Source organism: Streptomyces sp. MB09-01, from assembly GCF_033794505.1.
GTDB lineage: Bacteria > Actinomycetota > Actinomycetes > Streptomycetales > Streptomycetaceae > Streptomyces.
The window spans coordinates 1-10,229 of the sequence record NZ_JARAYQ010000279.1; the positions used below are offsets into that span (position 1 = coordinate 1).

The window sequence follows — 10,229 nt, forward strand, 5'->3', positions numbered from 1 at the left end:
GAGCTCGAACGGCTTGACCCGGCCGCCCAGGAAGGGAAAGCCCATGCTTTTGCTGTCCCAGTAGATGAAGGACAACCCGGAGCCGAGCCCGAACAGCATAGGTTCGGACAAGTCGAGTCCCTCATGTCGCAGCAGCATGCCCAGTGCCGTCGTCTCACAGTGCTGCATACCGCGAACATCGATGTCTTTCACCATGGCCATGCCGCACATTCTCCTCCTCCCCGGGCGACCACACGCACGCAAGTGTGGGGAACAACGGACGACTGGAATGAGCGCTACGCGTACGACCGAGCGGGAAACATCTCGACGGCCGACTGGCCCCGCCGGCACGCCTCCGCCGAAGCCACGGGCGAGCGCACTTACAGCGGCACGCTCCTCCATCGTGCGGGTGGTGTGCGGTACGAGTACGACGCGCAGGGCCGTGTCATCCTCCGACAGAAGACGCGTCTGTCCCGCAAGCCCGATACCTGGCGCTACGACTGGGACGCCGAGGACCGCCTTCGCTCCGTCACCACCCCCGACGGGACCGCGTGGCGCTACCTCTACGACGCGTTCGGCCGGTGCATCGCCAAACAGCGCCTCAGCGACGACGGCCGGTCAGTGGCCGAGGAGGCGACGTTCACATGGGACGGGTCCGTGCTGTGCGAGCAGACCACCCGGTCCTCCCACCTGCCCCACCCGGTCACCGTCACCTGGGATCACGACGGCCTGGTGCCGGTGGCCCAACTCGAACGAATCCTGGACGGACCGTCGGGGCAGCGGGAGATCGACCGCCGCTTCTTCGCGATCGTGACGGACCTGATCGGTACGCCCACCGCGCTGTTGGACGAGCAGGGCGAGACGGCGTGGCGCGCCCGATCCACCCTCTGGGGCCTCACCGGGTGGTCGACGGACAGCAGCGCCTATACGCCCCTGCGCTTCCCCGGGCAGTACAGCGACCCGCAATCCGGCCTGCACTACAACGTGCACCGGTACTACGACCCGGAGACCGCCCGCTACATGAGCCAGGACCCGCTGGGCCTGGCGGCCGCTCCCCATCCCGCCTCCTACGTGCCCAACCCTCTGAGCTGGTCGGATCCGCTGGGACTCATCCCGTGCGGGGAAGCAGCCAAGATCGCGGCGGCAAAGAAGGAGTCGATCCTCGGAACCGGCGTGCCCACCCGCCAGGGTGCCAGCGTCGGGTACACGGACAGCTTCTCCTACAAAAAGACGTTCTTCGCAGAGCATCCGGAACTCAAGGGCAAGGTGGTCGTCCACCACGCGATCGACCAGCAGACCCTCAACAGGTACCCGGGGCTCTGCAAGCCGGAGGAGATCCACTCGATCGAGAACCTTCGCGGAATACCCAAGGGCGATATCAACAGCCGTATCCATCTCAGCGAAATACGTGTCGAGTGGAATCGGTTCTACGAGAGCCATCCGCACCCGACGCGGCAAGAAGTCCTCGACCATGCGACGAAAATCGACGACAAATTGGGTAACTGGTTCAGCCCCAGGATAAGGTGATGCGAACCTTGGAGCCTTGGAGGACCCGTGTGGCGTGAACTGGTGGAACAGTACGAAGACATCGAGGTGGCCGTGCCCGCGACCGAGCAGGACCTGCTCGGTCTGGAACACCGGATCGGAAGCCCCTTGCCGACTTCACTGCGGGAATTGCTCACCGAATTCAACGGCGTGGTGGACGAAGACGGAACGGACGCCGTCTGGAACGCGGAGCAAATCGCCCGCACCAATGAGGAATTCCGGACCAGGGAAGATCTCCGGTCCCTCTACATGCCGTTCGACGCACTGCTCTTCTTCGGGGACAACGGCGGCGGTGACCAGTTCGCCCTCCCCGTTTCCCCCAGGCGTCCCGATGTTTTCGTCTGGAATCACGAGAACGACAGTCGTACCTGGGTGGCGTCGAACATGGAGCAGTACCTCCACAACGCGCTGTCGCGGCCCGGCGAGGACTGGTACCGCTGAGATGGAGCTTCGCGTCACCGGTGCCATGCCGGTGACGCGAATGGCGCCTGTTAGCGAACTGTCCCTAGGTATAAAACTGCCGAATCGACTCCTGAGCGATCCAGCCCGACAGGGGTGCACTGGGGAGCGCATCCGCTGGTTCCAGTCGGCCTTAGGGCCTGTGTGATGTTGTGATCAGTCGGCGGCTTTCAGGAGGTCGTCGATCCAGATCATTGCGGCGCGGAGGTGGAGGCCGGCGAGGTAGCTCTCGGGTGCCTTGTCGTAGCGGGTGGCGATGCCGTGCCAGGCCTTCAGTTTGTTGATCAGGCGTTCGACGGTGTTCCGTTCCTTGTAGAGATCGGCGTCGCGGCTGACGGGCCGGCCGCCTCTCGCGCCCTTCTTCTTCCGGTGGGCGGCTTGGTCCCTCTTCTCCGGGATGACTGCCTTGATTCCGCGTTTGCGCAGGTAGGCGCGGTTGCCGCGGGATGAGTAGGCCTTGTCTCCGGCGACCGCGCCGGGCCGGGTTCGGGGACGGCCGACGGGGACGCGGATCCATACTTTCTCGAGCACGGGGATGAATTGCGGGCTGTCCGCGGCCTGTCCGGCGGTCAGGACGAACGCGAGCGGATGGCATCTGCAGTCCGAGGCGAGATGAATCTTGCTGGTCAGTCCGCCACGGGACCTGCCGAGCAGGGCTTCCTTCAGACGGAGCTTGCGTCGGCGTCGGACGCGTCGACGCTCGGCCTGTCCGTTCTGTTCCTCCGGTCCGCCCCTTTTTGCCGGGCCTCCTCCTGTTCCCGCGCAGCCTCTTCCAGGGCCTCCATGAGGCTCTTGCCGACGCGCATCCCGGCGGCGTCGTGGTGGGCGCGGACCGTTGTGGAATCCACGCTGACCAGCGACAAGTCCGTTTTCTCCACGCGGGCGGCCTCGGCGATCACGCCTTCCAACAGCGCGGAGAAGACGCCGGCGTTTCGCCAGACCCGGAAACGCCCGCAGACGGTGGCCCAGGGGCCGAACTCGGCAGGCATCTCCCGCCACTGGCCGCTGGAACGGAACCGCCAGATCACCCCCTCGAACTGTTCCCGCAGCCGCTCGGGGTACGGACCGTACCTGCCGATCGGCAAATACAGCTCGATGAACTTCCACTGAGCATTGGTGAGTTGTCTACGCGTCACGACCAATGTCCTACCGGGTTCCACCCCACAGAGAAGGCAAAACCCAGCAACTGATCACGACACCACACAGGCCCTAGTCGGGGACGGCGCCGAACAGGGGGTCGAGCGGATCGCCCTCGTACCCGACGATGAGGCAGGCCGTGGCGACCCGCCCCCGGGAGAGCTCCACGAGCCGGGCCAGGGCCGCCGCCTCGGACGGCAGTCCGGCCGGATCGAGACCGAGCGCCCGGGCTGCGCGGTCGCGTCGCCAGTCGAGGCCGGGCATGTCCTCCCGGTACTCGTCGGCGACCGCACGGAGTTCTTCGGCCGTCCGACCAGGAGCGTCCCGCCACCACGGCACCGCGAGAAACAGCCGCACCAGCTCCGGCAGCCCGAGCGCAAGCGGGCCGGCCTCACCGTCGAGACTCACGTACACCACCGGGCGTTCCTCCCCGCCCTCACCGACGAAGCAGAACGCGTCCCCTGAACCCGCCCGCGCGAACTGCTCCAGCCGGGCACCGGAGGCGAGCCGGACGCCGTCCTCCAACAGGTGGGAAGACGGGTCCGTCGCCTCGAGGTCCGCGACCCCGGCAAAGAACGCGACGACCTCCTCGTCGGCGCCCAGGAGAGGCAGCAACGCGGGTACGCGGGGGCCAGCAGGTGCATTTCGATCCGTTCACCCGGCAACGGTAACCGGGGCCCCTGACACCGGCCGCGGCAGACCGTCACCGGCCGTCTGTGCTGACCGGTTGCGGGGACGACGGCGAGGCTACAGCGCCGCCCGCTGCTCGCGGCAAAACTCGCGTTGCCCGGCCATCTCGACCAGGAGCGCCGCCAGCGGCAAGGCAGCATCGCGGACGACGGACAGGTGCGCAGTCCAGTCCGCGAGCGGTCCCGCGAGGTCGACGTCCACTTCGTACAACGGTCGGTCGCCGATCGTCGCCCAGTCCAGGGGATACTCCGCGGCGCCTCGCCATCCGCACGCGCACACCGCCCGCAAGGCCTCCGCGCGCGGGCGGCGGGCCCGGCCGTCGTAGGCCGACCAGTGCGTCGTCGACGGCACGTCCGGACCGCTCCCGACATCGAAGTACACCAGGCCCGGCTCACCACCGCCGACGAGCACACCCACCGCACCCGCGTGCGCATCCCCGAAATCCACCGTCCACCAGTCCCAATCCACCAGCACGCCACCCTCTCTCCCGTCCCTGCCCACCGGCCAGCCGGTCTGCGGCCCTGCCCCGCCCACGAACCCGCCCACCGCCGGACGGCCCCAACAACCAGTGCAGTTGGATACCAGTCCGAAGACGTCCAGGAGATGGCGCAGGCCGTCAACCTCATGGGCAAGGGCCCATGGGCAAGCTGAAGACCACCAGAGCCGTCGCGGCCGAGCTCGGCGTCAGCCAGCGCTCGATCGAGCGCTACCGCACCGGGGAACGCAAGACCCCGCCCAAGGCGATCGCCGACCGCATCGACGCTGCCGTGCGCGCACGCTGGCAGCCCAAGGTCCGCGACCGCCGCCGCAAGGAAGCCGCCACCCGCACCGGCATCACCGCCGAGACCCGCGCCCGCTTCGGGTACACCGCCCCCATCGGCACCACCGACGACGGCCGCAGGACATCTCATACCGTCGGCGAGCAGCTGCGGACTTGGTGCGAGGGGCGCCGATCTGCGTTCAGTGACGGCCCACCCGTGGCTGCCGATTGTGGACACCTGATCGCCGCCGGTGAGGTGAGTCACCTTGTCGTGCGCAGAGTAGATGTCAGTGCGGCGCAGGGTTCTGTCAGTGCTGTGCCGTAGCGCGCGAAGTGCGACCTGGTGGGCGCGAAGCGGCTGATGTCCTGCCTGTCCGCTGCCCAGCCCGGCATGGTCCGTAAGGAGGACGCATCGGCACGCCATACTACAAGCGGAACCGGCGCCGTGGGTCCTTGCGCTAGGAGTTGTCTTCAAATGTCACGCCCACATCAGGAGCGATGCGAGGTTGACGGCTGCCTGGTAGGACTCGCTGGTCTTGTCGTAGCGGGTGGCGATGCCGCGCCATTGCTTCAAGCGGTTGAAGCAGCGTTCGACCACGTTGCGTCGTTTGTAGAGCTGTTTGTCGAAGGTCGGCGGACGCCCGCCGCGGCTGCCACGTCGGAGCCGGTTGCGGATCTGGTCGGCCCTTTCGGGGATGGTGTGAGCGATGCCCCGCCGTCTGAGCCAGGTCCGGATGGCCCGGGAGCTGTAGCCCTTGTCGCCCAGCACGTGGGCGGGCCGGACCCGCGGCCGTCCCGGGCCGATCCGGGGGACCCGTATCGCTTCCATCACGGCGGTGAACCAGGTGAATCTTGCTGGTCAGGCTACCTCGGGAACGTCCGAGTGCCGGGCTGCGGAGCCCCCTTTTCGGGCCCCGGCGGCGTGCTGGTGGGCGCGGACGACGGTGGAGTCGACCGACACGAGCCAGTCGACGTCCCTCGCCACGTCTGCCCTGGCCTGTGCGGCCCGGAGCATCCGTTCGAAAGTGCCGTCCAGGGCCCACCGGCGGAAGCGGGTGTGCAGTGTCGCCCAGGGGCCGTACCGCTCGGGCACATCCCGCCAGGCCACCCCGGTCCGGAACTTCCACACGATCCCGTTGAGCACGGTGCGGTCATCCAACCGCTTCCGCCCCCGCAAGGACTCAGGCAGCAGCGGCCGGACGAATTCCCACTCCGCATCCGACAGTTCATGACGTCGTATCACCCGACCATGATCCACCACGCAAGATCATTTGAAGACACTGCCTAGCGGCGGGTGGAGCAGACGGAGCCTGAGGGTTTGCCCGGTAGGTACGTGGTGCGTTCTTCCGCGTCCAGGTCCCGGTTGACGGCACGACAGATCCTCTGGATCGCTTCGGACGGTGCGGGCAGGCTCACATGCCAAAGGTGCACCGTCTTGTCACCGCTGCCCGAGGCGAGCGTACGGCCGTCGGGGCTGAACGCCACCGATGTGACCTCGCCGGCGTGCTGCCCGATCAGGGTGACGCGGTTCTTGCCGGAGTCGGCATCCCACAGTCCCGTGGTCCAGTCGAAGTCGGCGGTGGCAAGGGTGCGGCCGTCGGGGCTGAACGCCAACGACGCCGCCTGACTGGTCCGCCCGGCCAGGGTGGTCCGGGTCTTCCCCGTGGAGGCGTCCGACAAGCGCACGCTGTAGTCACCGATGGCAGTGGCAAGGGTGCGGCCATCGGGGCTGAACGCCACGCTGTGCACGGTGTCCGAGGTACGGGCGGTGAAGCGGGTCTTGCCGGTGGCGACGTCCCACAGCCGTATGCTCTCGTCGGCGCTTCCGCTGGCGAGCGTGCGGCTGTCGGGGCTGAACGCCACCGTGCCCACGTAGCCGGTGTGTCCGGAGAGGGTGGCACGCGGCCTGGCGGAGCCGCCGTCCCAGAGCTTCACGGTGCCGTCGACACTGCCGGTGGCAAGGGTACGGCCGTCGGGGCTGAACGCCACCGAGACGGAGGGGTCCCTGAGAACGGTGCGGATCTTACCGGTGGTCACGTCCCACAGTCTTACCGTGGTGTCGGTACTGGAGGTTGCGAGCGTACGGCCGTCAGGGCTGAATTCCACGTTGAGTACCTGATCACCATGTCCGGTCAGGACCCTCCGGGTCTTGCCCGCGGTGACGTCCCACAGGCGTACGGTCTTGTCCGCTCCGGCGCTGGCGACGGTGGCGCCGTCGGGGCTGAAGGCCACGTCGTAGACGATGCCGGTGTGCCCGACAAGTGGCTGGCCGTCGCGAGGGTTGAGGTCCCACAGGCGTACGGTCTTGTCGTCGCTCGCGCTGGCGAGGGTGTGGCCGTCAGAACTGAACGCCACCGACTGCACCGTGTCGGTATGACCGATCAGCGTTCCGCTGATCGCCCCCGTGGCCACGTCCCACAGCCGCAGGAGGCGGTTGATGCCGCCGATGGCAAGGGTACTGCCGTCGGGGCTGAACGCCACGGCCTGTACCGCGCCGTTGGCCACGTCCAAGGAGCTGCGCGCCTTGCCGGTGGCGGCATTCCAGACCTTCATGGTGCCGTCGTCGCTGCCGGTGGCGAGCGCGCGGCCGTCGGGACTGAACGCGATCACGTTGACCGCACCGGTGTGCCCGGTCAACGTGGTGCGGGGGGCGCCCGTTTCGGCGTCCCACAGCTGTCCTGTGTGGTCCGCGCCGGCGGTGGCAACGGTGCTGCTGTCGGGGCTGAACGCCACGGAGAACACCGTCGAGCCGTTCCCGGTGAGCGTGGTGCGAACCGCGCGGGAGGCGGTGTTCCACAGCTGGGTGATGCCGTCTCCGCCGGCGGTGGCGAGAGTGCTGCTGTCGGGGCTGAACGCCAGCGAGAACACGCCGCCGGTGCTCGCGTGCAGCGTGGCGCGGGCCTTGCCCGTGGCCGTGTCCCACAGCCGTGCACCATCCGCGCTAGCCGTGGCGAGGGTGCGTCCGTCGGGGCTGAACGCCACCGAAGCCACCTCGTCGGGGTGCCCGCGGAGGGTGGCTCGAGGCGTTCCGGTGGCAGTGTCCCACAGCCGTGCGGTTCCGTCGGCGCTTCCGGTGGCCAAGGTGCGGCCGTCGGGGCTGAACGCCACCGAATTCACGGTGTCGGTGTGCCCGGGCAGACGCCGATATGCCGGAAGGGACGCGTCGGTCCGCAAAGTTGCCAGAGCCTCGGGTGTCTGGCTGGCGCGGTACGCCTGGACGGCCAGCAGTGAGGAGAGGTCGGGGCTCACGTCGAGGAGCGTGCGGGACTGCGTGGCAAGCTGCCGGGACAGCGCCGCCTGCCGTTCGTCCACCGCGGTACGCCACTGCAGCACCGCGATCCCGGCGGCGATCAGCGCCAGCCCCAACAGCGTGGCCAGGACTGCGATGAGGTGCCTGCGCCGCCGAGCCAGGGTCTGTTGGCGTTTTCGGCTGGTGGAAAGGAAGGCCGCGATGTCCTCGGGCAGGCCCCGGTCCCGTGACAGCTTGGAGCCTTCCGCGAGGGCCGCCCCCGCGAGCAGGTCGCCCGGATCCTTCCTCTCCGCCCAGTCGCGCTGCCGCTCCCAAGTGCGGTTGAGCCACTCCTGGAACAGGTGATCCTCCTCGACCCACTCCCGTAGCCGACCCCAGTCACGGATGAGCGCGTCATGAATCAGCTCCGCCACCGGTGCGCCCGACGGGGCACCGGGCCGAGCTGGGTCGCGGAGCGTCTGCGTGGTGATGAGGCGGTGGCGGGTGAGAGTGGCGATCACCTCGTCGAAGTCGTTGCCGGGCGCGCCGTCGGGGCCGGCCGCCAGGTCGCGCAGTTCGTCGAGCGGGACCTGTGCACGGACGGCGGGGGTGCGGCGGTTGCGGTCAGCGGGCTGGACCAGGGACGTGAGGATGTGCTGCGCAATGCGTCGCCGGCCCGTGGAGAGCTCGTTGAGGGCGGCGTCGCACCATGTCGTCAGGCTTCCGCTGACCGCTCCGATCCGCCGGTACGCTTCGTGGGTGAGGTAGCCGTCGTGCCGCCGCAGCCACAGTTGTTTGAGCGTCATCTCGAGCAGGGGCAGTACGGTGACCGGTGCCCGGCGGGCGGCCGCAGGATCCGGGCTACTCGCCAGGACGTCGCTGATGATCTGCTCGGGCAGCCCAGGCTGGAAGCGCAGTCCCGCGTTCTCGGCGGGCAGCACGATGATCTCGTGGAGGTCCCTTCGGCTCAGCGTGCCCGGCATGTTGAGGAGGCCGGGGGTGGCGGCTTCCAGCAACTTGGGCGCCAGTGCGGCAAGTTGGGGATAGAAGTCGTCGCGCATGATCAAGATCACGCTGAGGGCGGTGACCGTTTCGGCGCCCTGGGCGATGTCGTCGACAGCGCCCAGGAACTCCTCCATCCGGCCGTCGGCGCCATGCAGTAGCAGCTCCTCGAACTGGTCGACGACCAGCAGAACCCGGTGGTGGTCGGGCTCCCTCCGCAGCCGTCGGCCGACTGCCGCCCCGATCCCGTCACGCCGCGCCCCCGGCAGCCCGACCCGCTCGATCTCCGCCAGCAGGTCCTGCCGGGGCCGGGCCGACACCGGCAGCCATCCGTCGCTTCCCGGCACCTCCCCCCGCGCCAACGCCGGCAATACCCCGGCCTGGATCAGCGACGACTTCCCCGACCCGGACGGCCCGAGCAGCAGCGTCAGCCGGTGGCTGCCGAGGCCGGCCAGCACCTGCTCCACTGCCTCCTTGCGCCCCTCGAACCAGCGGGCGTGCTGCGCGGTGAACGGCTCCAGCCCTCGGTACGGACACTCATCCCGCGGGGTCAGCTCCGGCATGACGGCCCGCAGCACCTGCGAAGGCGCGACGTAGGCGATGCCCTGCCCCCGGGCGAACGCATCGGACGCCGTGATCTCGGTGAGCATGCCGATGACCAGGCCCGTCACCTCGTCGAGGACGGGCCCGCCGCTGAACCCGGTGGTGATGTCGTTGGCCTCGGTCAGCTGAAGACGCGCCCCGGCGCGCCCTGCGGGCGGCAGCAGATCGCCCACCCTTCCGAAGCCCAGGTGCCCCTCGCGCAGCGCCTGCGCCGGATAGCCGAACGACCGCACCCTATGGCCGCGACAGCCCTCGGCGGAGCCCAGCGGCAGCACCCTCATGCCGGTCGGCGTACCGGGCAGCCGGACGAAGGCGACGTCCTCGTCCTCGGGCGGGCGCCACAGGTCGGGGACTACCTCCCCCTCCAGCCCCTCTGCTCCGGCCACACGGGGGAAGGCCAGCGCCACCCGGTCCCCCGGCCCGCTTCCAGCGGCCAGGACGACGTGAGCACACGTGACCAGCACGTCCTCGCTCACGAGGAAGCCCGCCCCCGCCACGCTTGCGTCCGGCGCGAGGATCTGCGCCACCGCGGTGGGCAGCTCCGACGGAGTCTCCTGCTGGGCCCGTCGTCCGGCGCTAGTCATGGCCGCTGCGCCAGGACATGACCACCTGCAGATGGCAGGTGGCCCTGCCCTTGGTGATCACCGCGCCAGCCTCGACCGCGAGGTCCACCCCGAACTCGATCGTGATCTCGTCGGGCCGCGCCCTGCGCAACTGGTCGAGCGCGCTCTGCGCCGCCCGGGTGACCGGCTCCAGAGCCTCCTCCAACGTGCCCGGGACCTCACGGACGAGATCCCCGGCCCGCCCTGCCTTCACGGGCCCCTC

At 68.9% G+C, this 10,229-nt stretch carries 7 protein-coding genes and 3 pseudogenes; 3 read left to right on the forward strand and 7 right to left on the reverse strand.

What is annotated here, in order from left to right; translation table 11 throughout:
* Positions 1-201: BtrH N-terminal domain-containing protein (locus PV721_RS36475; protein WP_319732068.1), on the reverse strand; the 201-nt coding region annotated here is incomplete at its 3' end.
* Positions 202-261: 60 nt separating this feature from the next.
* Between PV721_RS36475 and PV721_RS36480 the strand changes: the two are divergent.
* Positions 262-1,098: pseudogene (locus tag PV721_RS36480) on the forward strand (RHS repeat domain-containing protein); the annotation flags it as partial.
* 435 nt (positions 1,099-1,533) lie between these two features.
* The gene (locus PV721_RS36485) at positions 1,534-1,965 is read left to right on the forward strand and encodes an SMI1/KNR4 family protein (RefSeq protein ID WP_319732069.1); all 432 of its coding nucleotides are present in this window, start codon (positions 1,534-1,536) and stop codon (positions 1,963-1,965) included.
* A gap of 174 nt (positions 1,966-2,139) precedes the next feature.
* Here the strand turns inward: PV721_RS36485 and PV721_RS36490 are convergent.
* From PV721_RS36490 to PV721_RS36500, 3 genes and pseudogenes are all read right to left on the reverse strand, one after another.
* A pseudogene (locus PV721_RS36490) lies at positions 2,140-3,119 on the reverse strand (IS5 family transposase).
* A 73-nt stretch (positions 3,120-3,192) separates the two neighbouring features.
* Complete coding sequence (locus PV721_RS36495) at positions 3,193-3,735, reverse strand: hypothetical protein (protein WP_319732071.1); 543 nt, start codon at positions 3,733-3,735, stop codon at positions 3,193-3,195.
* A 132-nt stretch (positions 3,736-3,867) separates the two neighbouring features.
* Positions 3,868-4,284 (reverse strand): hypothetical protein, encoded by a 417-nt coding sequence (locus tag PV721_RS36500; RefSeq protein WP_319732073.1) that lies wholly within the window; start codon positions 4,282-4,284, stop codon positions 3,868-3,870.
* A gap of 164 nt (positions 4,285-4,448) precedes the next feature.
* On the opposite strand from PV721_RS36500, the gene tpg reads away from it, so the two are divergent.
* On the forward strand, positions 4,449-4,895 hold the full coding sequence (tpg, locus tag PV721_RS36505; protein ID WP_319732075.1) for a telomere-protecting terminal protein Tpg: 447 nt from the start codon (positions 4,449-4,451) through the stop codon (positions 4,893-4,895).
* Between the two features lie 153 nt (positions 4,896-5,048).
* Here tpg and PV721_RS36510 read toward each other — a convergent pair.
* From PV721_RS36510 to PV721_RS36520, 3 genes and pseudogenes are all read right to left on the reverse strand, one after another.
* Positions 5,049-5,810 (reverse strand): annotated as a pseudogene (locus PV721_RS36510) (IS5 family transposase).
* A 44-nt stretch (positions 5,811-5,854) separates the two neighbouring features.
* Complete coding sequence (locus PV721_RS36515; RefSeq protein WP_319732076.1) at positions 5,855-9,988, reverse strand: trypsin-like peptidase domain-containing protein; 4,134 nt, start codon at positions 9,986-9,988, stop codon at positions 5,855-5,857.
* Positions 9,981-10,229: CU044_2847 family protein (locus PV721_RS36520; RefSeq protein WP_319732077.1), on the reverse strand; the 249-nt coding region annotated here is incomplete at its 5' end. The genes PV721_RS36520 and PV721_RS36515, both read right to left, overlap by 8 nt.

Excerpts from the sequence above, each read along its gene's own strand:
- tpg (WP_319732075.1), top strand. The coding sequence starts at position 4,449 with ATGGGCAAGCTGAAGACCACCAGAGCCGTCGCGGCCGAGCTCGGCGTC.
- PV721_RS36515 (WP_319732076.1), bottom strand. The coding sequence starts at position 9,988 with ATGACTAGCGCCGGACGACGGGCCCAGCAGGAGACTCCGTCGGAGCTG.